The sequence below is a fragment of the Nocardioides psychrotolerans genome (assembly GCF_900113685.1).
In the GTDB taxonomy this organism is placed as follows: Bacteria; Actinomycetota; Actinomycetes; order Propionibacteriales; family Nocardioidaceae; genus Nocardioides; species Nocardioides psychrotolerans.
Genome location: NZ_FOQG01000002.1, coordinates 434,312 through 454,457, shown reverse-complemented (window position 1 = coordinate 454,457; position 20,146 = coordinate 434,312). Strand labels below are relative to the sequence as shown.

General features: G+C 72.3%; 15 protein-coding genes. 3 read left to right on the top strand and 12 right to left on the bottom strand.

Features of this window, described 5'->3' with window-relative positions; genetic code table 11:
* From mraY to mraZ, 8 genes are all read right to left on the bottom strand, one after another.
* Positions 1-911 (bottom strand): phospho-N-acetylmuramoyl-pentapeptide-transferase (gene mraY / locus BM204_RS04335; protein ID WP_091110656.1); only part of this gene is annotated, 911 nt, incomplete at its 3' end.
* Positions 908-2,302 carry a UDP-N-acetylmuramoyl-tripeptide--D-alanyl-D-alanine ligase gene (locus BM204_RS04330; protein WP_091110655.1) on the bottom strand — a complete coding sequence of 465 codons (1,395 nt, stop codon included), beginning with the start codon at positions 2,300-2,302 and terminating at the stop codon, positions 908-910. The genes BM204_RS04330 and mraY, both read right to left, overlap by 4 nt.
* Complete coding sequence (locus BM204_RS04325; RefSeq protein WP_091110653.1) at positions 2,299-3,843, bottom strand: UDP-N-acetylmuramoyl-L-alanyl-D-glutamate--2,6-diaminopimelate ligase; 1,545 nt, start codon at positions 3,841-3,843, stop codon at positions 2,299-2,301. Before BM204_RS04325 ends, BM204_RS04330 begins: the two co-directional genes overlap by 4 nt.
* Positions 3,840-5,711, bottom strand: coding sequence for a peptidoglycan D,D-transpeptidase FtsI family protein (locus tag BM204_RS04320; RefSeq protein ID WP_246165913.1), 1,872 nt, complete (start codon positions 5,709-5,711; stop codon positions 3,840-3,842). Before BM204_RS04320 ends, BM204_RS04325 begins: the two co-directional genes overlap by 4 nt.
* A 26-nt stretch (positions 5,712-5,737) precedes the next feature.
* On the bottom strand, positions 5,738-6,259 hold the full coding sequence (gene ftsL, locus BM204_RS04315; protein WP_091110652.1) for a cell division protein FtsL: 522 nt from the start codon (positions 6,257-6,259) through the stop codon (positions 5,738-5,740).
* A gap of 131 nt (positions 6,260-6,390) precedes the next feature.
* Positions 6,391-7,377, bottom strand: a complete 987-nt coding sequence (rsmH, locus tag BM204_RS04310; protein ID WP_091110650.1) for a 16S rRNA (cytosine(1402)-N(4))-methyltransferase RsmH — start codon at positions 7,375-7,377, stop codon at positions 6,391-6,393.
* A 1-nt stretch (position 7,378) separates the two neighbouring features.
* Positions 7,379-7,513, bottom strand: a complete 135-nt coding sequence (locus tag BM204_RS23145) for a hypothetical protein (RefSeq protein WP_256215529.1) — start codon at positions 7,511-7,513, stop codon at positions 7,379-7,381.
* A gap of 204 nt (positions 7,514-7,717) precedes the next feature.
* Positions 7,718-8,140 (bottom strand): division/cell wall cluster transcriptional repressor MraZ, encoded by a 423-nt coding sequence (mraZ, locus tag BM204_RS04305; protein WP_091110648.1) that lies wholly within the window; start codon positions 8,138-8,140, stop codon positions 7,718-7,720.
* 372 nt (positions 8,141-8,512) lie between these two features.
* Between mraZ and BM204_RS04300 the strand changes: the two genes are divergently transcribed.
* From BM204_RS04300 to BM204_RS04290, 3 genes are read left to right on the top strand one after another with little or no spacing between them, the layout of a single operon-like run.
* Complete coding sequence (locus BM204_RS04300; protein WP_218031140.1) at positions 8,513-9,454, top strand: AAA family ATPase; 942 nt, start codon at positions 8,513-8,515, stop codon at positions 9,452-9,454.
* Positions 9,447-10,766, top strand: a complete 1,320-nt coding sequence (locus BM204_RS04295) for a DUF58 domain-containing protein (protein ID WP_091110644.1) — start codon at positions 9,447-9,449, stop codon at positions 10,764-10,766. Before BM204_RS04300 ends, BM204_RS04295 begins: the two co-directional genes overlap by 8 nt.
* The gene (locus BM204_RS04290) at positions 10,763-13,150 is read left to right on the top strand and encodes a transglutaminase TgpA family protein (protein WP_091110643.1); all 2,388 of its coding nucleotides are present in this window, start codon (positions 10,763-10,765) and stop codon (positions 13,148-13,150) included. Before BM204_RS04295 ends, BM204_RS04290 begins: the two co-directional genes overlap by 4 nt.
* A gap of 303 nt (positions 13,151-13,453) precedes the next feature.
* On the opposite strand, the gene BM204_RS04285 is transcribed toward BM204_RS04290, so the two are convergent.
* From BM204_RS04285 to BM204_RS04270, 4 genes are all read right to left on the bottom strand, one after another.
* Entirely contained in the window at positions 13,454-13,897 is a 444-nt protein-coding gene (locus BM204_RS04285) for an SCO2097 family morphological protein (protein ID WP_091110641.1), read from the bottom strand.
* 183 nt (positions 13,898-14,080) lie between these two features.
* Positions 14,081-15,400 (bottom strand): DNA polymerase IV, encoded by a 1,320-nt coding sequence (gene dinB / locus BM204_RS04280; RefSeq protein WP_091110640.1) that lies wholly within the window; start codon positions 15,398-15,400, stop codon positions 14,081-14,083.
* Between the two features lie 102 nt (positions 15,401-15,502).
* The gene (locus tag BM204_RS04275) at positions 15,503-16,210 is read right to left on the bottom strand and encodes a methyltransferase domain-containing protein (RefSeq protein WP_091110638.1); all 708 of its coding nucleotides are present in this window, start codon (positions 16,208-16,210) and stop codon (positions 15,503-15,505) included.
* Between the two features lie 31 nt (positions 16,211-16,241).
* Positions 16,242-20,063, bottom strand: coding sequence for a DNA polymerase III subunit alpha (locus BM204_RS04270; RefSeq protein WP_091110636.1), 3,822 nt, complete (start codon positions 20,061-20,063; stop codon positions 16,242-16,244).
* Between the last annotated feature and the right edge of the window lie 83 nt (positions 20,064-20,146).

Genomic DNA, 20,146 nt, shown 5'->3' with positions numbered 1-20,146 from the left:
GTGGTCTTGAACCAGGTGACCTGGAGCATCACCGAGACCGTCTCCAGGACGAAGATGCCGCCGAGGATCACCAGCAGCAGCTCGGTGCGGGTGAGGATCGCGAAGCCGGCGAGGGCGCCACCCAGGGCGAGCGAGCCGGTATCACCCATGAAGATGGCCGCCGGGGCAGCGTTCCACCACAGGAAGCCGAAGCAGGCGCCCATGATCGCGGCCGCGATGACGGCAAGGTCGAGTGGATCGCGCACGTTGTAGCACTGGCCGCTGGGATCCTGCTGGCAGAACTGGTTGTTCTGCCAGATGTTGACCAGCATGTAGGCGCCGAAGACCATCACGCTCGCGCCCGTAGCGAGGCCGTCGAGCCCGTCGGTGAGGTTGACCGCGTTGCTGGTCGCGGTGACGATCAGCCAGATCAGCACCATCGCCAGGATCGTCGGCAGCACGAGCCAGTCGATCTCGCGCAGGAACGAGACCTTCTCCGAGGCGGGCGTCCGCCCGTTGGCGTCCTCCAGCATCGGCGAGAGCGCCAGGAAGCCGAAGATCACCGCGACGATGGTCTGGCCGACCATCTTGGCCTTGCTGCGCAGACCGAGGCTGCGTTGCTTGGAGATCTTGATGAAGTCGTCGAGGAAGCCCACCAGGCCCATCCCGACGAAGAGGAACAGCAGCAGCAGCGCGGAGGCCGACGGGGCGCTGAGCGTGATCAGCTTGGCGGCGAAGTAGCCGACGACGGAGGCCAGGATGATGACCACGCCACCCATCGTGGGCGTGCCGCGCTTGGTGTGGTGGCTGGTCGGCCCGTCGTCGCGGATCTCCTGGCCATAACCCCAGCGGGTGAAGTAGGTGATCGCGACCCGGGTGCCGAGCAGCGAGATGAGCAGGGCGAGTCCGCCGCCCAGCAGGATCGCTCTCATGGTGTCGGGGCCACTCCTGTCGGTCGATCTGTCGGGTCTTCGTCGAGCAGCCCGTCGGCCACCACCTCGAGGGCGGCACCACGTGAGGCCTTGACCAGGACGACGTCCGTGGCCACGGCATTCTCCCGCAACCAGGCGAGTGCGTCGTCGCGCCCCGCCGTGACGATCACCTCACCGTGCCAGTCGTCACGGTCGGCGAGACCGTCGGCGATGCCGCGAGCAGGCTCCCCCACGACCACGACGACGTCGATGCCGTGGGCGCCCGCGGACCGGCCGACCTCACGGTGCCCGGCGACGCCGTCGGCCCCGAGCTCGCGCATCTCCCCCAGCACCGCGACCGTACGACGACCCGCGCGGTCGCCGATCGCCGCCAGGGCACCGATCGCGGCCACCATCGAGGCGGGGTTGGCGTTGTAGGCGTCGTTGACGACCAGGAGGCCGTCGGTCCGCTCGTGCAGCTCCATGCGCCACCGGGACGCCGACGTCGCCGTGGCGAGCGCGTCGACCACGTCGTCGAACGGTCGGCCCACGGCGAGCGCCATCGCCACGGCGGCCGCCGCGTTGGCGACCTGGTGGGCCCCGGTCTGGGTGAGGGACACGCGACGCCAGGTGCCGCCGTGGCCGATCTCGACGGTGGGCCGGCCGAGCGCGTCGAGCTCGAGGCCGCGCCAGGCCACGTCGCCGGCGTGGCCGAAGGTCATCGTGCGGGCCCGGGTGCGCGAGGCCATCGCGGCCGTCAGGTCGTCGTCGGCGTTGAGGACGGCCGTGCCATCGGCGCCGAGAGCCTCGACGATCTCACCCTTGGCGGCCGCGATGGCCTCCTGGCTGCCGAACTCGCCGATGTGGGCCGTGCCGACGTTGAGCACGGCCGCGACGCTCGGCGGCGCGATGTCGCAGAGGTAGGCGATGTGGCCGATGCCGCGCGCGCCCATCTCCACCACGAGGTAGGAGGTCGTGGCGTCGGCGCGCAGCACCGTCAGCGGCACGCCGATCTCGTTGTTGTTGTTGGCCGCCGTCGCCACCGTGGGTCCGGCCGCGGCCAGCACGTGGTCGAGGTAGTCCTTGGTGCCCGTCTTGCCCTGCGAGCCGGTCAGCGCCAGCACGGGGACGTCGAGGCGGTCGAGCACGTGACGCGCCAGGCGGCCGAGGGCCACGACGGGGTCGGCGACGACAACGGTCGGGGCATCGGTGGGACGACTGCCCAGCACCGCGTGGGCGCCGGCCGCGTAGTCGTGACCGTCGACCCGCTCCCCGACGACAGCGACGAACAGCCCGCCCTCGGTGGCCGCGCGGGTGTCGACGTAGGCCGGTCCGGACACGGTCAGCGTCGGGTCCCCGTGGACCACGCCGTCGACGACGGCGGCGATCTCGGCCAGTGTGAGGGGGATCATCCGCGCGCCGCCAGGGCCTCGCGCACGACCACGCGGTCGTCGAAGGGGTGGATCACGTCGTTGATCTCCTGCCCGGTCTCGTGGCCCTTGCCGGCCACGAGCACGATGTCACCGGGACGGGCCCGGCGTACGGCATCGAGGATGGCGAGGCCGCGGTCGCCCTGCTCCACGACCTCCGCCTTCACGTCTGCGCCGACGCCGGCGAGCATCGCGGCCCTGATCGTCGCCGGGTCCTCGGTGCGGGGGTTGTCGTCGGTGACGATCAGGACGTCGGCCAGGTCGGCGGCGATGCCGGCCATGATCGGCCGCTTGCCGGGATCGCGGTCGCCCCCGGCGCCAAGGACGATGATCACCTGGCCGTCGGTGAGGGGGCGCAACGTGCGCAACGCGGCAGCCACGGCGTCGGGCTTGTGCGCGTAGTCGACGACCACCACGAAGTCCTGGCCGGCGTCGACCTGCTCGAAGCGTCCGGGCACGCCGGCTCCCCCGGAGATGCCGCTGGCCACGGCAGCGGGGTCGAGACCGGCCTCCCCGCAGGCGGCGATCGCGGCGAGGGTGTTGGCCACGTTGAAGTCGCCCGGCACGGGACAACCGGCCGGGACGCTCAGCCCGTCGGGTCCGCGCACGGTGAAGGACGAGCCGTCCGCGCGCAGGACCACGTCGACGGCCTGCCAGTCGGCGTCAGCGCCCTGCGAGGACATCGTGCGCACGGGGATGCTCGCCTCGGTCACGAGCCGGCGACCGTGGGCGTCGTCGATGTTGACGAGGGCCAGCCGGGCGCGCTCGGGGGTGAACAGCGAGGCCTTGGCGCGGAAGTAGTCCTCGACGTCGGCGTGGAAGTCGAGGTGGTCGCGGCCGAGGTTGAGGAAGACGCCGACGTCGAAGACCACGCCGTCGACACGGCCCATCACCAGGGCGTGGCTGGATACCTCCATGGCGCAGGCGGTGACGCCGCGCTCGCGCATCATCGCGAAGAGCCCGTGCAGGTCAGGCGCCTCGGGGGTCGTCAGCGTCGTCTTGATGTCGGTGCCGTCGACGCGGGTGCCGACGGTGCCGATCACCGCGGCGCTCACGCCGGCGCGCTCGAGCCCGTTCTCGGCGAGCCGGGTCGTGGTGGTCTTGCCCTGGGTGCCGGTGACGCCGATCATCCGCAGCGCCTGCGCCGGCTCGCCGTAGACGCGCGCCGCCAGCCGGCCCAGAACGCCTCGCGGGTCGGCGACCACGACGAGAGGGACCTCGACACCGGTCATCGCCGCCGCTTGCGTCGCGCCCGCCTCGTCGGTGAGGACGGCGACCGCACCGGCCTCGAGCGCGGCCGGCAGGAAGCCGATGCCGTGCGCGCGCGAGCCCGCGAGGGCGGCGTACAGGTCGCCGGGCAGGACCCGCTGCGAGCTCAACGACAGGCCGGTGATCGTCACGTCCGTGACGTCACCGAGGGTCCGCGCCGCGCCGTACGTCGTCCTCAGCCAGGCGACGACGTCCCGGAGCGCGACGACCTCGGGGTGCTCGGGTCGGGTTGCCACCGGACGATCATGGCTCATCTCCACTCGACGGGCAGGCGGGAGGCCGGGGTGCCCGTCGGCGGGACCGCGTAGCGGCGCAGGGCGTAGCTCATGATGCGCGAGAACGCCGGGCCGGCGACCGAGCCGCCACCGCCGCCGTTGGTGGGGTCCTGGACCACGACGTAGACGGTGAAGCGCGGGTCGTCGGCGGGGGCGAAGCCCGCGAAGGAGACCGTGAAGGTGCCGTCGTAGCAGCCGCAGGCCTCGCCGACACGCTGCGCGGTGCCGGTCTTGCCGGCTACGCGGTAGCCCGGGACGGCTGCGCCGGGGGCGACGCCCTCCTCGGGGTCGAGCACCCGCTCCATCATCATCATCGTCTGGTAGGCGGCGTCGTCGCTGACCACGCGGCGGGTGGTGGCGACGTCGGTGCCGACCTCGCGCCCCTCGTCGGTCGTGGCCGATCCCTTGATCAGGCTGGGGTCGATGCGCACGCCGTCGTTGGCGATCGCGTTGACCGCGGCGGTCATCTGCACCGCGTTGACCGACAGGGACTGACCGAAGGCGATGCGGTCCTGGGTCTGGCTGGTCCACATGCTCTCGTCGGGCAGGAGACCGGCGGTCTCGCCACCGACGCCGATGTTGGTGCGCTGGCCGAGGCCGAAGCGGGTGAGGTAGTCGCGCAGCTGGCCGTCCTCGAACTTGTCGGCCGCCAGCACGGTGCCGATGTTGGACGACTTGGCGATGACGCCCGCGAGGGTGAGCTTGAGCAGGCCGTGGTCGAAGTAGTCGCCGATCGAGCGGTCCTGGCGGTCGAGCTGGCCGGGCACGAGCAGCTTGGTGCGGTTGGTGACCTTGCCGGCGTCGATGAGGCCGGCGACGGTGAGGACCTTCTCGACCGAGCCGGGCTCGTAGACGTCGGTCATCGCCCGCGACTTGTAGTCGCCGTCGCTGGCCTCGTCGGGCTTGTTCAGGTCGTAGGTCGGGTCGTCGGCCAGGGCGAGGATGTCGCCGGTGCGCGTGTCCATGACGACGCCGATGCCCGACTCTCCCCCGGACTGGCGCACGGTCTGTCGCACGATGCGCTGGGTGAAGAACTGCAGGTCTCGGTCGATCGTGGTCACGAGGTCGCGGCCGTCGGTCGCCTCGACGATCGTGCTGTCGCCGAGCGGGATCTTGTTCCCGGCGCCGACCTGGTAGCTGGTCTCGCCATCGGTGCCGGCGAGGTAGGAGTTGAACATCGCCTCGAAGCCGGCCGACGGCTTGGCGCTGCCGTCGGGGTTGGGCGTGCCCAGGAAGCCCACCAGGTTGGCCGCGACGTCGCCGGACGGGTAGACGCGGACGGGGTCGCGCTCGGTGAGCAGGCCGCTGTAGGCGTCAGCGATCTCCTCATACTCGGCGAGCGCCTCGTCGTCGCCGTCCTTCTCGGCCTCGACGGCCTTGTCGGCGGCGTCGCTCGCGCGGCTGCGGGCCTCGTCGAGGACGGTCGCCGCGATCCGGGCCGGCACCTGGCGGGCGATGTACTGGTAGCGGCTGTCCTCGACGCGCAGGCGCTCGAGGGTCCGGAAGTAGTCGACCGCGAGGCGCGTGGAGAGGAACTTCGCGAGCTCGGCGGCCCGGGGGGTGGTCAGGGCCGGGTCGGCGACGACCATCAGCCCGTCGGCGGAGTCTGCCAACGGCTCGCCGTTGCGGTCGAGGATGTCGCCACGCTCGGCCGGCAGCGTCACGGTGACCGAGCCGTCGGCGGCCGCCATCGCGGCGTACTCCCGCGGGTCGAGGCCCTGGAGCTGCACGAGGCGGGCGCCGAAGAAGGACAGCACGATCGCGATCAGGACGAAGCCGGAGCGCATGCGCACGTCGGCCGAGCCGCGCGTGCGCGGTCGCAGCCGCTGCTGGCGGGTTCGGCTCACGGTCGGTCTCCTGCTCGACGGCGGCATCAGCGCTCGGAGCGCTGCTGCTGTTGGTCCTGCTGTTCCCCTTGGGACTGCTGTTGCTGCTGGGGTCCAGTTCTACCGGTGTCTCCGCGGCCCGAGCCGCTGCCACGCGCCGTGTCGCCGCGGTTTCCGGTCTGGCCGGTCACCTGGTCGGCGGGCACGTCCCCGATGACGGTCTCGATGATCGGCGCCGGGTCCAGGACGCCGGGACGGGTCGGCTGGTTCGGCACGAGGTCGAGGCGCTCGGCGGGCTCGCCACGCTCCCCTGTCACCTCACCGCTCTCCAGGGAGAGGAACAACGGGGCGCCTGCCGGCTCCATGCCGAAGCGGCGTTGCGCCTCGGCGGCCAGTCGCTGGGGGTTCCGGAGCTCCTCGAGCTCCATCTCGAGGGCCTGCTCACGAGCAGCGAGGTTGGTGGCACGCTCCTGCAGGGCCGTCGTCGTGAACGACGCCTGCTGCATGGAGGTGTTGAAGAGCAGCAGCCCGACGACGCCCGCGAGCAGCAGCAGGCTCACCAGCGTCACGAAGGGCACCTTCGGCGCGCGTGTGCGACGACGGGGCACGACTGTCAGTCGGGCCCTCTCGACGGCCGCGCCCGCCAGACCTCGGCCCTGGGTCGAGAGGCGGGATCGGACCGTGGCCGGTGCTGGACTGCTCATCTGCGCGGCTCCTTCCGGGAGGTGCTGCTCCTGTTGGTGCCGGGGTGGACTCGTTCGACGGCCCGCAGTCGGACCGATGCAGCGCGGGGGTTGGCGGCGATCTCGGACTCGTCGGCCTTCTCGGCGCCGCGCGTGACCAGGCGCAGCGGCGGCTCCTGGCCCTCGGGCACGAACGGCAGGTCGACCGGCACCGTGGACCGGGTCACGGCGGTGAAAGCCTGTTTGACCAGCCGGTCCTCGAGGGAGTGGTAGGACTCGACGACCACCCGGCCACCGACCCCGATCGCGTCGATGGCGGCCGGCATCGCGCGGCGCAGGACGGCCAGCTCGTCGTTGACCTCCATGCGCAGGGCCTGGAAGGTGCGCTTCGCAGGGTGTCCCCCGGTCCGGCGGGCCGGCGCCGGGATCTCGGCGTAGAGCAGCTCCACGAGACGCCCCGAGGTCGCGAACGGCTCTGTCTCGCGCTCGCGCACCACGGCGCCGGCGATCTTGCGGGCGAACTTCTCCTCGCCGTAGTCGCGCAACACCCGGGTCAGCTCACCGGCGGAGTAGGTGTTGAGCACGTCGGCCGCCGTAGGACCGGTCGTGCCATCCATGCGCATGTCGAGGGGCGCGTCGACCGAGTAGGCGAACCCGCGCTCGCGCACGTCGAGCTGCATGGAGGAGACCCCGAGGTCGAAGAGGACGGCGTCGGCGTGGGCCAGCTCGAGGTCGTGCAGCACGTCGAGGACCTCGTCGTAGACGGCGTGGACGCCGGTGAAGCGCTCGCCGTACGGCGTCAGACGTCGGCCGGCGAGCTCGAGGGCGGCGGTGTCCCTGTCGATGCCGACGACGCGGGCCCGCGGGCAGCGCTCGAGGACCGCCTCGCTGTGGCCACCGAGGCCCAGGGTGCAGTCGACGAGCACGGCGCCCTCGTGGTCGAGGGCGGGCGCGAGCAGGGCGACAACCCGGTCGAGGAGGACCGGGACGTGGGAGGCGGACATGTCAGCGACCCAGCTGGGAGAGCAGGAGGAAGGCGAGCGCGAAGGCCACCGAGGTGCCGGCCGAGAAGGCCATCACCGCGGCAGCATCACGCGCCTGGTGACGGACCCGGCGTGGTGCCGGCTGTGTGACGCTCATCGGTTTCGACCCCGCTCGAGAGTGCGCTGCTGGTGCTGGTGCTGGTGCTGGTGCTGGTGCTGGTGCTGGTGATCCGCAGGACCAGGTCCCTGCCCGCTTCCCGAGGGAAGTGCCGCTTTCTGGCGCCGGGGAAGGTGCCCAGAACTCGGCGAGTACAGGAAGCGGGCGCGAGACCTCGTCCTGCGGATCTGATGTGCAGTTGTGCTACTCGTCGTCCTCGTCGAGGTCGGCGAACTTGAGGACCTCGGCCTCCTGGTATTCCCGCCACTTGGTGGGGTTCCAGATCTCGAGGCGGTCCCGCACGCCGATCACGACCACGTCCCGCTCGAGCTCGGCGTAGTCCCGCAGGTTCGAGGGGATGCCGATGCGGCCCTGCTTGTCCGGGGTGACCTCGTCGCCCCCGGAGAAGAACATGCGGTTGTAGCCACGTGCGGCCTTGCTGGTCATCGGCTTCTCCGAGGCCCGGTCGGCCTCGCGGTCGAAGACCTCCGGGGGCCAGACGACCAGGCAGTTCTCCTGACCTTGTGTCACGACAACCCCCTCAGCCAGCCGGTCCCGGAACTTCGCGGGGAGGAAGAGCCGACCTTTCTCGTCGAGCTTCGGCGTGAAGGTGCCCATGAACCGCATGGAGCCCCTCCTTCGTCAGCCACCTTCAGCACCTTGAGCCACCGCCATCCACCGCACTGGTCCCTTCCTCCACTTTGCTCCACATTACTCCACATTCCCCCACCGTCAACCACCAATCACCCCATGTGCACCCCAGGCGCAACCAACCCCCCGCTGTCGGGCGTCTGAGGCAGCGGGTCAGGAGGACCGCTCGGCACGTGTTGCCGCAGCGATCTAGGGTGTGATCCAGGCAACCTGGAGGTCTCGGCGCCCGCCTGGGCGCTCTCAACAGGTGCGACGGGGAAGGAACGGCACGTGGAGGCAACGACTGTGACGGCTGCTGGGACGACGGGGAGCCCGTCGGGCCCGGGAGCGGGAGCCGACCTCGAGACCCTGTCCCGGGTGGTGGGTCAGGTGCGCAGCAACATCGAGCGCGTCATCGAGGGCAAGCCCGACGTGGTCAACTCCGCGCTGGTCGTGCTGCTCGCCGAGGGCCACCTCCTGATCGAGGACGTGCCCGGGGTCGGCAAGACGACGCTGAGCAAGGCCCTGGCCCGGAGCATCGACTGCACGGTGCGGCGCATCCAGTTCACCCCGGACCTGCTGCCCTCCGACGTCACCGGCGTCTCGATCTTCAACCAGAACACCCGCGAGTTCGAGTTCCGCCCCGGCGGGGTCTTCGCCAACATCGTGGTCGGCGACGAGATCAACCGCGCCTCCCCCAAGACCCAGTCGGCGCTGCTGGAGTGCATGGAGGAGCGGCAGGTGACCGTGGACACCGGCACCTACCAGCTCGAGGCCCCCTTCATGGTGATCGCCACCCAGAACCCCATCGAGATGGAGGGCACCTACGCCCTCCCCGAGGCCCAGCGCGACCGGTTCATGGCCCGCGTGTCCATCGGCTACCCCGTCGAGGCGGCCGAGATCGCGATGCTCGACTCGCGCTCCGCCTCCAACCCCATCGACGACCTCGAGCCCGTGACGGACGCTGCGGAGATCCGCAAGCTGTGCGCGATCGTGGCCCAGGTCTACGTCTCCCCCGCCGTGCAGCGCTACGCCGTCGCGCTGACCGGTGCCACCCGCCGCACCGACCAGCTCAACCTGGGCGCCTCTCCCCGCGCCACGCTCCACCTGGTGCGCGCGGCCAAGGCCTTCGCCGCGATCCACGCGCGCGACTACGTCCTGCCCGACGACCTGCGCACGCTGGCCCGGCCCGTGCTCGCGCACCGGCTGCTGCCGAGCGTCGAGTCGGCGATGAGCGGTCGCTCGACCATGGCGATCCTCGACGCGCTCGTGGCCGCCGTGCCCGTGCCCGAGCCCCAGCACCGTGCGTGAGGCGCTGGCCGGTCTGACCGTCCGCGGGCGGGCGTTCCTCGCTGCCGGGGTCACGGCCGTCGTCTGCTCGGTGCTGCTCGGCCAGCCTGCGCTGACCCGCGTCGGCATCCTCGTCCTGGCCCTCCCGCTGGTGACCGCGGTGTTCCTCGGTCGCAGCCGCTATCGCCTGGCGCTCGTGCGCACCGTTTCCCCGCAGCTGGTCGCCGCCGGTCAGCCGGCCCGGGTCAACCTGACCCTCACCAATGAGGGGCGCACCCCCAGCGGGGTGCTGCTGCTCGAGGACCAGGTGCCCTACGTGCTCGGCACACGGCCGCGCTTCGTGCTCGAGGGCATCGGTCACGGCTGGCGTCGCAACGTGACCTACCAGGTGCGTTCCGACGTGCGCGGGCACTTCGAGATCGGTCCCATGTCGGTGCGTGTGAGCGACCCGTTCGGTCTCGTCGAGCTCGGTCGTGCCTTCCGCACGACGGTCCCGCTGGTGGTCACGCCGCGCACGGTCCCGCTGCCCACCATCCCGCTCGGCGGTGGCTGGACCGGCTCCGGCGACAACCGGCCGCGCGCCTTCGCGGCCGGCTCGGCCGAGGACGTCACGGTGCGGGAATACCGCCAGGGTGACGACCTGCGCCGTGTCCACTGGCGCAGCTCGGCGCGCGTGGGTGAGCTGATGGTGCGCCGCGAGGAGCAGCCCTGGCAGTCGCGCGCGACGCTGTTCCTCGACAACCGCGTGCGGGTCCACCGCGGCCAGGGCATCGCCTCCTCGCTGGAGGCCGCCGTCTCCGCGGCCGCGTCGATCGCGGTCCACCTCAGCCACCGGGGCTTCACCGTCCGTCTCGTGACGGCCTCCGGCGAGGACTCGGCGAGCTCGTGGCACCAGCGCGACGCCGACCTCAACACCGGACCGCTGCTCGAGGCGCTCGCCGTCGTGAAGCCGGAGCCAGCCATCCAGCTGGACACCAGCTGGTTGGGCGAGCAGACCCACGGCGGCCTGACGGTCGCGGTCCTGGGCAGCCTCGAGCCGATGGACGTGCCGGCGCTGCGCCGCATGCAGCACCACACGACCTCGGCGCTCGCCATCGCGCTCGACGTGGACGCCTGGGCCACGCCGGCCCAGGGTGCCGGCAGCGCCGCCCCGGTGCTGACACAGCAGGGTTGGCGCACCGTCACCCTCGGGCCTCGTGACCGGCTCGACACCGTCTGGCAGGACCTCGGCCGCAACACCCAGTCCCCCCGCGGTGGGGGCGCCGACGCGCCGGGCGGGATGGCCATGTCGCAGCCCGGCGAGCGTCCCCTCGAGCCGGAGGTGACCCGGTGAAGCGCGACCGCGCCAGCCTCGGCAGCGGCCTGCGCCTGGCCCTGGTCGCCGCCGCGACCACCTGGGCGGCGACCTTCTCCTGGCGCGACTTCAGCGAATCGTCCTCGCCCTACCTCGGTCCGCTCCTGGTGCTCGGTGCCGTCGTGGCCGGCACCGGGGCCCTCGCCCGCTGGTGGCGGCTGCCCGGTCCCGTGGTCTTCCTGCTCCAGGTCGCGCTCTCCGGGATGCTGGCCTGCCTCATGCTCACCGGCTCCCCGCTGCCGGTGGGCCCTGCCTACGCCGAGTTCGTCAACGCGTTCCGCGACGCGGTCGAGAGCGCCAACGGCTACGCCGCTCCCGTCCCGGACGGCGTGCCGGGCATCCATCCGCTGCTCGTGGCGGGCGGGCTCGGGTGCCTCCTGCTGGTGGACCTGCTGGCCTGCACCCTGCGCCGCGTCCCGCTGGCCGGGCTTCCGCTGCTCAGCGTCTACAGCGTCCCGGTCAGCCTCCTCGACACGAGCATCTCGTGGTGGGTCTTCGCGGCCACGGCCGTCGGCTTCATGTCCCTGCTCTACCTGCACGAGAGCGAGCAGGTCTCCCGCTGGGGCCGCCCGCTGGGCCAGCAGCTCGAGAACGACACCGGGCTCGGCGTCCGGGCCGGGGCCGTCAGGACCAGCGCCGGCGCGATCGGTGGTGTGGCGACGGCCCTGGCGCTCGTCGTACCTCTCGCGATCCCGACGCTCGACGTGACCCTCTTCGACTTCGGCAACGGGCCCGGCGGCGACAACGAGATCACCATCAAGAACCCGATGGCCGACCTCCAGCGCGACCTGAAGCAGGGTCCGGACGTGCCCCTGATCCGGATCACCACGGACGACCCGTCCCCCGACCACCTGCGGATCGCCGCGCTGACGCGCTTCAGCCAGAACGAGTGGAGCTCGGGCGACCGCGAGGTGCCCACGGACAACCTGCCCAACGGCGCGATGCCCGCGCTCGAAGGCGTGCTGCCGAGCGTGCCGCGCCGCACCTACGACTACCGCGTCAACGTCACCGAGGGCTTCGACTCGACCTGGCTCCCCACGCAGGCGCCGATCTCCTCCATCGTCGCCCGCGGCGACTGGCGCTTCGACCCCAAGACGATGGACTTCATCGCCGGGCCGGACGAGGAGTCGGTCGCCGGGCTCGACTACGCGATGACCGCGGTCGAGCTCGACCTCCAGGCCGCCGAGATGGCGGCGTCGGGCTCCGCGGTCAACGAGGACAACACGGAGTTCCTCGACCTGCCCACGGGGGTGCCCTCCCTCGTGACCAACCTGGCTCTGGGTGTCACCGACGAGGCCGAGACCAAGTTCGAGAAGGCGCAGGCCCTCCAGCGGTGGTTCCGCGTCGACGGCGGCTTCACCTACAGCATCGACGAGTCCGACGAGGGCAACGGCGTCGACGAGCTCGAGGCGTTCCTCGACGAGGACGGCGGCCGCGTCGGCTATTGCGAGCAGTTCGCCGCTGCCATGGCCGTCATGGCCCGGGTGCTGGAGATCCCGTCGCGAGTGGCGATCGGCTTCCTCGAGCCGGAGCGCGTCGGCGCGGGGGTCTTCGAATACAGCTCGCGCGACCTCCACGCCTGGCCCGAGCTCTACTTCCCCGGCGCCGGTTGGGTGCTCTTCGAGCCCACACCCTCGGACCGCGTGCGCGAGGTCCCGGGCTATACCACCGAGAACGTCCCTGCGGCCCCCAACCCGCAGATCCCGTCGGCCGGCGCGAGCGAGGCGGTCCCCGACCGCACCTCCGAGAGCCCGTCGGCCTCCGCGACCCCCGAGGAGGACGCGGCCGCTGCCGACGCCGGTGACGACGGCTCGGCCTTCCCGTGGCTGCGCGTGCTCGGCATCTTCGTCGGGCTCGCGCTGCTGGTCGCGATCGCGCTCTCCCCACAGCTGCTGCGCCAGCGCGTGCGCGAGCGTCGCCTCGCCGGGGGGCCCGAGCTCGCGTGGACCGAGCTGCGGGCTGAGGCACGCGACCTGGGCCTGGCCTGGCCGCGTGACCGCTCGCCGCGGGAGACTCGCGACTGGCTGGTCACCCAGCTCGGCGGCCCGGAGCAGGACGGGGTCCAACGCCCACCGCGCGGGCCCGAGCTGGCACCGGAGGCCGTCGCCGCGATCGACCGGATCGTCGAGCGGCTCGAGCGGCTGCGCTACGCCCGCGGCCACGCCGGCGCCGGCGTCGAGGCCTCGCTCGCCGAGGACGTCACCGTCTGCATCGCGGCGCTGCGCCTGGGCTGCGTGCCGCGGGTCCGTCGTACGGCGCACTGGTGGCCGCGCTCGCTCCTGCGCCCCGAGCGCGGCAGCTCCTCCGTCCCCGCTCCCCGCACCGAGTCGCTCGACAGCGGGGTCGTCGAGCACGTCGGCTGAGCGTCAGGCCCGGAAAGTGTGGGACGTTCTCGACCTTCCGGGCCGGCCGGAGGTAGAAAACGTGCCGCACTTTCCGGTCGTGGGTCGGCGTCACGGACTGCATGAGTACCCGGATGTCCGGGGACCCTGGCGCCTGTCCGCCACTTCCCCCGGGCAGTTCGGTGCGTACGTCGGGCCCGTCGCGCTCAGCGGAGGGCGAGGGCAGGTGAACTGCCGACATAGAGCAGTCGAGGGGTTGGCCGGACAGCACAAGACCCCGGTCGCGGGGCGAGCGAGGTCTCGTCGGTGTCGGCGCGCTGCGGGCTAGTAACCGCCACCGTTCTGGTCGCGGCGGCGACGCCACCGCTCCTCGACGCGCTCCATGAAGGTGCCGTTGCTGGGGCGGCGCTGACGCTTGGTGCGACCGCTGCGGCCACCGTCGATGACGGCGAAGCCGGAGGGATGACCGGTCTGGCGCGGCTCAGCGGCGGCGGCGGCTGCCTGGCCGCGGATGGCGGTCAGGGAGACGGTCGCGGAGGCCAGCATGATGACGAAACCGACGATGCCGACCGGGATGATGCTGGTGATGGCACCGGTCATGAGGACCACGATGCCGATCACGAAGACGACCCCGGCCACGATGGCGCGGCGGCGGGCAGATCGGCGAAGCGTGGTGCCCCTCAGCGTGGAGGCGAACTTCGGATCCTCTTCGACGAGGGCGCGCTCCATCTGCTCGAGCAGTCGCAGTTCCTCTTCCGAGAGTGGCACGGATCTCCTCCGTCTCGCGTGGTGTGGGGCAAGTCTAGGCAGCGCTTCCACATCACGGTAGGCACGTTCACGAAATTCGTCACCGAAGCGATATCGAACGGGCCACACCGGACAGGACGAGCCGGACCGAAGCCTGCCGGACCGGTCCCCGCGGCCCCGCGGCGGGGTCGTCCAGGAACCCGCTCAACGATCCGGCCGGCGAGGCGCCGCGATGGACGCTCGCACCGACCGGACTCGACCAGCACCCTCCTGGTCGATCAGGCTGGCAGGGCGTACGGCGGCCGCGCCAAAGCGCCGGGTGGCCCGGTCGACGGCCCGGTCGGCCTCGGACCAGCCGTGCTCCCGCTCGCCCAGGACCAGCTGCTGGTGGACCCGGTCGCGGGGCACCAGGCCCTCCACCCGCACCCCGACCAGCCGGACCCGGGCGCGCTGCAGCCCGAGGGCGTCGTAGAGGCCGGTGACTGCGCGGTAGACCTCCTGGGTGCCGTCGGTCGCCTCCGACAGGGTGCGCGAGCGGGTGATGGTGGTGAAGTCGGCGAAGCGCACGGTGATGGTGACCGTGCGCCCGGCGACCCCGGCCGTGCGCATCCGGCCGGCCACCTTGGCGGTGAGCCGGAGCATCTCGCGCAGGACCACCGCCCGGTCATCGGTGTCCCGGCCGAAGGTCTCCTGGGCGCCCATCGACTTGTCGGGCTCGCCACCCCCGAGGCCGAAGGCCGAGGCGGTGCGGGCCACGACCTCGCGGCGGTCGGTGCCCCAGGACAGGTCGTGCAGCTGACGGCCCAGCGCCTCACCGACCGCGCGCTGGAGGGTGCGCAGCGGGGTGTGGGCAACGTCGCCGACGGTGATGAGCCCGAGGCGGTGCAGCATCGCCTGGGTCTTCTCCCCCACCCCGTAGAGCTCGCCCACGTCGAGCGGGTGCAGGAAGGAGGTCATCTCCTCGGGCGGCACCACGACCACGCCGTCGGGCTTGGCCCGCCGGCTGGCCAGCTTGGCGACCGAGACCGAGGCCGCCACTCCGACCGAGCAGGTGATGCCCTGCTCGTCGTGGATCGTCGCGCGCAGCTGCTCGGCGATCTGCAGCGGCGGGCCGAGTCGGCGCGTGGAGCCGCGGACGTCGAGGAACGCCTCGTCCAGCGACAGCGCCTCCACCAGCGGGGTGACCTGGCGGAAGGTGGCCATCACCGAGGTCGACACCGTGGTGAAGGTGTCGTAGTCGGGGGGCAGGACCACGGCGTGGGGGCACAGCCGCCGGGCGCGGGTGGCGGTCATGGCCGAGCGGACGCCGTACTGACGGGCGAGGTAGTTGGCCGACAGCACCACCCCGCGGTGCCCGCCCCCGACGATCACCGGCACATCCTGGAGGTCAGGCCGCTCGCGGGTCGCCACGGAGGCGTAGAACGCGTCCATGTCGACGTGCAGGATCGGGGTGGTGGTGGAGGCTGCGCCGGTGCGCGCGCCGGGGCCGGGGCCGGGGCCGGCCCCGATCGGGAGGGCGCTCATGCCGTCCGCCGAGTCGGCGCGTTGTCGCAGGGCCCCGTGTCGCGGGACGCGGCGCCGGTGCCACATCGTGCCGACTCGGCACAGCCTGGACGTCTCGCGGGCTCAGGTCGCGATGAGGTGCAGCTGGGTGGCGAGGGGGTGGTACTCCGGGCGGACGGCGACGGCGCGCTCCAGCTCGACGAGCGCGGCAGTGGCACCGGGCTCGAGGTCGAGCAGGGAGCCGGGCACCAGGTCGGCGAAGACCCGGATGCCGTGGATCGAGGTGGTCGTGAAGCCGGCACCGTCGAGCAGCCCGGTGATCTCGTCGTGGGTGAACCGGTGACCGGAGCGACCGGTCGTCGCGCCGGGCTCGAGCAGGGCGAGGGCCTGCTGGAAGTGGCCGGCCATCGCGCGGGCCAGGACGGCCGCGTGACGCTGGGCGACCAGCAGGCTGAGGGTGCCGCCGGGACGGAGTACCGCGCGCAGCGTCGCCAGGGCGGCAGCGGGGTCGTCGACGACCTCCAGCACGCCGTGGCAGAGCACCACGTCAGCGCTGTCGGCACCGACCGCCTCGACGAGGCTGGACAGGTCGCCCTGCTGGCCCGAGACCTCGACACCGACCTCGCGGGCGCGACGCGCCAGCGCGGCGAGGGCGTCGGGGCTGGGGTCGACGACGGAGACCCGGTGACCGAGCTCGGCCACCTTGACGGCGAAGCCGCCGGTGCCGCCCCCGATGTCGAGCACGTCGCGGCCACCATCACCCAGGACCGGGCGCAGGACGTCCCACACGACGGCGGTCCGGGCTGCTCCCCTGCGCTCACTGGCTGACATGCGGCCCACCCTAGGACACACCCCCGCCGGATCATCCCGGGCTCCCGGGCGAGCGGTGCCAGAGCTTGCGGGCGACGTCGCGGGTCTCCTCGCCGGCCGGCTTGATGTCGGCGTAGGGCGACATCTGGAAGCCGCTGCTGTGCACCAGCACCCGGCGCTGCTCGGGTGGCGCGAAGCCCTCGGGCCGCACCGCGAGCTGCTGGTGGACGGCGTCGATCCCCTCGCGCTGCCACAGCGCGTGGAGCGCGGGCAGCTCCCAGGCGCCGGTCGCCCGTAGGGAGACGCCGCGGTAGCCGGTGCGGCGCAGCTCGCCGCGCACGAGGAGCAGCCAGGAGTGGAAGACCGTGGCGGCGTAGGGACCCTGGGCGTCCTCGAAGAACGTCGCGTCGACCGGGCCGGTGGAGTCGTCGAGGGTCAGGAAGACGACACGGCGCCCCGAGCGAATCGGGGGGGTCTGGGTGGCGACCTTGACCCCGGCGACCAGCAGCTCGGAGCGGCTGCGCCTGCCCAGCAGGTCCTTGCTGCGGGTCACGCCGAGCTCGTCGAGGAAGTGGGCGTAGTCGTCGACCACGTGGCGACTCACGTCGAGCCCGAGGATCTCCAGCTCGGCGGCCATCGACTCGGCCGCCGTCATCTCCGGCAGGCCCGAGACCTCCCCCTCGCGCGGGGCGTCGCCGAGGTCGAGGCTGAGCTGGACCGAGGTCACCGCAGGCGGCGGCGCGGTGGCCCGGCTCTGCGCCGCCGCCTTGGCCCAGACGCCCTGCTCGGCCAACGGGTGCCGTTCGAGCCCGGTGGAGCGGTCGCGGTCGCGGGGGTCGGTGCTGTTGCGGACGGCCGCCTCGTCGGCGCGCGCGGCCGCGAGCCTGGTCGTCGTACGACGTGAGGAGAGGCCGCGACCACGTGCGGCCTTGTCGACGGCCTTGCCGTGCCGCTCGAGCTGGGCGACCTGGAGCAGCAGGTCGCGGCGGGTGACCCTGCCCCGGGCTCGGACCCCGTCGGGGCCCGAGCCGATGCCGTAGACCGCGTCGAAGCCACCGGCGAGCACCAACCTCTCCACGATCGGGCGGGAGACCTGCGCGCGCTGCCAGAAGTCGGTGAGGGACTGGTAGGGACGGGCGGCGACGACGCGCCCGACCTCGGCGGCGTTGATGCCCTTGACCTCGGCGAGGGCCAGACGGATGCCATAGCCGTCCGCCCCCTCCGCGTCGTCGTCCTTCTCGTCGTCCTTCTCGCCGACCCTCTCGACGACGTAGTGCTGCTCGGAGGCGTTGACGTCGAGCCCGAGCACCTCGATGCCGAGCTGACGGACGTCGTCGAGGATCAGCCGCTTGGGATACATCCCCGGGTCGTGGGTGAGGACGCCGGCGAGGAAGTGGGCAGGCCAGTGGGCCTTGAGCCAGGCCGACTGGTAGGTCGGCAGGGCGAACGCCGCGGCGTGGGCCTTGCAGAAGCCGAACGACGCGAATGCCTCGAGCACCCGCCAGACCTCCTCGACGACCGAGAGCGGGTAGCCCTGGGCGAGCGCGCGCGGGAAGAACCAGGTCCTGGTCTCCGCCATGCCCTCGACGTCGCCCAGTGCGCGGCGCTTCTCGTCGGCCTCGGCGAAGTCGATCCCGGCGAAGCGGGCGATCATCTCGATGACCTGCTCGTGGAAGACCACCACGCCCCGGGTGGGCTCGAGGATCGGGCGCAGGTGGGGGTGGAGGTAGGTCGCCTCCCGCCAGCCCTGCTTGACCTCGAGGTAGGGCGTGATCATGTCGCTCTTGACCGGGCCGGGCCGGAAGAGCGAGATGTCGGTGATGATGTCGCCGAAGGTCTCGATGCCGGACTTGCCGACCAGCTCGCGCTGGCCGGGCGACTCGATCTGGAAGACGCCGAGGGTCTTGGCGCTGCTGATCATCGCGAAGGTCGTGGGGTCGTCGAAGGGCACCTGGGCCTCGTCGTCGAGGTCGACGAGCTGGCCGTCGACCCGCTCGATCTCGGCGACCGCGTGGGCCATCGCGGACTGCATGCGGATGCCGAGGACGTCGAGCTTGAGCAGGCCGAGGTCCTCCACGTCGTCCTTGTCGAACTGGCTCATGGGAAAGCCGGCATGGCTGGCCTCGACCGGGGTGCGGTCGAGCAACGTGGCGTCGGAGAGCAGCACTCCGCAGGGGTGCATGGCGATGTGGCGGGGCAGCCCGTCGAGGCGCTCCACGAGCTGGAACATCAGGTCGAGCCGGGTGTCGGTGAGCCCGCTCGCGCGCAGCTCGGGCAGGTCGCGCAGCGCCATCCGGGCATCGCGGGCACGGATGTGCGGGAAGGCCTTGGCGATCGCGTCGATCTCGCCCGGCGGCATGCCGAGTGCACCACCGACGTCGCGCACGGCATGGCGCACGCGGTAGGTGTCCATCATCGAGACGCACACGCAGCGCTCCCCGCCGTAGCGGTTGAGGATCGCCTCATAGACCTCGAGCCGGCGCGCCGACTCCACGTCGACGTCGATGTCGGGCAGCGCACCGCGCCGCGGCGAGAGGAAACGCTCCATCAGCAGCTGGTGGCGGATCGGGTCGACGCCCGAGACCCCGAGCAGGTAGTTGACGAGGCTGCCGGCGCCGGAGCCCCGCGCCGCACAGCGCACCCCCATGTCGCGGATCAGGTCGGTGACGTCGCCGACGCTCAGGAAGTACGACGCGTAGCCGAGGCCGCGGATCGTCTCCAGCTCGTCGTCGAGCCGGGTCCAGATCACCTGCCGTGGCGCCGAGCCGTAGCGGTCGCCGATCGCCGACTCGCAGCGGGCGCGCAGCGCGACGTCGGCGCTGGCGTGCTCGGTCGAGAGGGTGAACTCCGGGAAGTGCACCTCCCCCAGCCCGAGGTCGTCGCGCGGGTCGAGGGCGCACCGGTCGGCGACGGTGCGAGTGGCGGCCAGCAGCCGGGTGGCCTCGCGGTCGTCCAGGCCGGCGGCGCGGCAGATCTCCTCGGCGACCTCGTGCATCTGCTTGCCGGACTTGAGGAAGCCCTCTGCGTTGCGCCGGTCGAGGTGGCGCAGGTCGAGGGCCACCAGGCGGCGCGCGGCGTCCAGGACGTCGACGGTGACCGCGTCGCGGCGATCGGCGTAGCGCACGGCGTTGCTGAGGACCGCGGTCAGCCCGGCCTGGTGGGCGATGCCGGCCATGCGGGCGGCGTGGGGCGTCGTGCCGGCGCCCCAGCCGGCGTCGCTCCCCCTCCCCCGCCGGTGGGAGACCAGCTCGACGACGAGGTGGGAGCGCGGCACCAGCGACTGCCACGGCTCCAGCGCAGCCAGGGCGAGGTCGTCGCGACGTCGGGTCGCGGCCACGCCGACGTCGGAGGCCGGCCCGAGCAGCACCATCAGGTCGCCGCTGCCGAGCAGGGCGGCCACCTCGCCCGGGAGGTCGTCGAGGTCGAGCACCGGACTGCCACGCTCGCCGGTGAGCTGGGTCGCCGAGACCAGGCGGCACACCGCCGCCCACCCGGCCCGGCCGCCGTGGGTGTCGGTGCTGGCCAGGAACGTCGCCCGGGCCAGCCCGCCCTGCTCGGCCGGCAGGTCGCGGAACGCACCGCCGCGGGCCGGGGTGCGGGTGGCAGTCGGCCGGTCGGCCGGTCGGACGGTCTGCCGGACGAGGGCTCCGGCGCCGCCGGTGTAAGCGAGGCTGACCCCCAGCACCGGACGGATCCCGGCGCGCAGGCAGGCCTTGGCGAACTTGACCGCGCCGTAGGTGCCGTCGCGGTCGGTCAGCGCGAGGGTGTCCATCTCCTGCTCCGCGGCGCGCTCGACGAGCACGTGCGGGTGGGACGCTCCGTATTGCAGGGAGTATCCGGAGGCGACCTGCAGGTGGACGAAGGGGTCGGGCACGGGCACTCCTGGACAGCCGGATCGACCCCTGACTGGTTCGAACAGATGTTCGAACCAGGCCAGTGTAGGCCGCCCCCCGACCC

Bases quoted from the DNA above. Each gene is read 5' to 3' on its own strand.
- rsmH (WP_091110650.1), bottom strand. From the start codon at position 7,377: ATGTCCGCCTCCCACGTCCCGGTCCTCCTCGACCGGGTTGTCGCCCTG.
- BM204_RS04275 (WP_091110638.1), bottom strand. From the start codon at position 16,210: ATGTCAGCCAGTGAGCGCAGGGGAGCAGCCCGGACCGCCGTCGTGTGG.
- mraZ (WP_091110648.1), bottom strand. From the start codon at position 8,140: ATGCGGTTCATGGGCACCTTCACGCCGAAGCTCGACGAGAAAGGTCGG.
- BM204_RS04325 (WP_091110653.1), bottom strand. From the start codon at position 3,843: ATGAGCCATGATCGTCCGGTGGCAACCCGACCCGAGCACCCCGAGGTC.
- BM204_RS04330 (WP_091110655.1), bottom strand. From the start codon at position 2,302: ATGATCCCCCTCACACTGGCCGAGATCGCCGCCGTCGTCGACGGCGTG.
- BM204_RS23145 (WP_256215529.1), bottom strand. From the start codon at position 7,513: ATGAGCGTCACACAGCCGGCACCACGCCGGGTCCGTCACCAGGCGCGT.
- dinB (WP_091110640.1), bottom strand. From the start codon at position 15,400: ATGAGCGCCCTCCCGATCGGGGCCGGCCCCGGCCCCGGCCCCGGCGCG.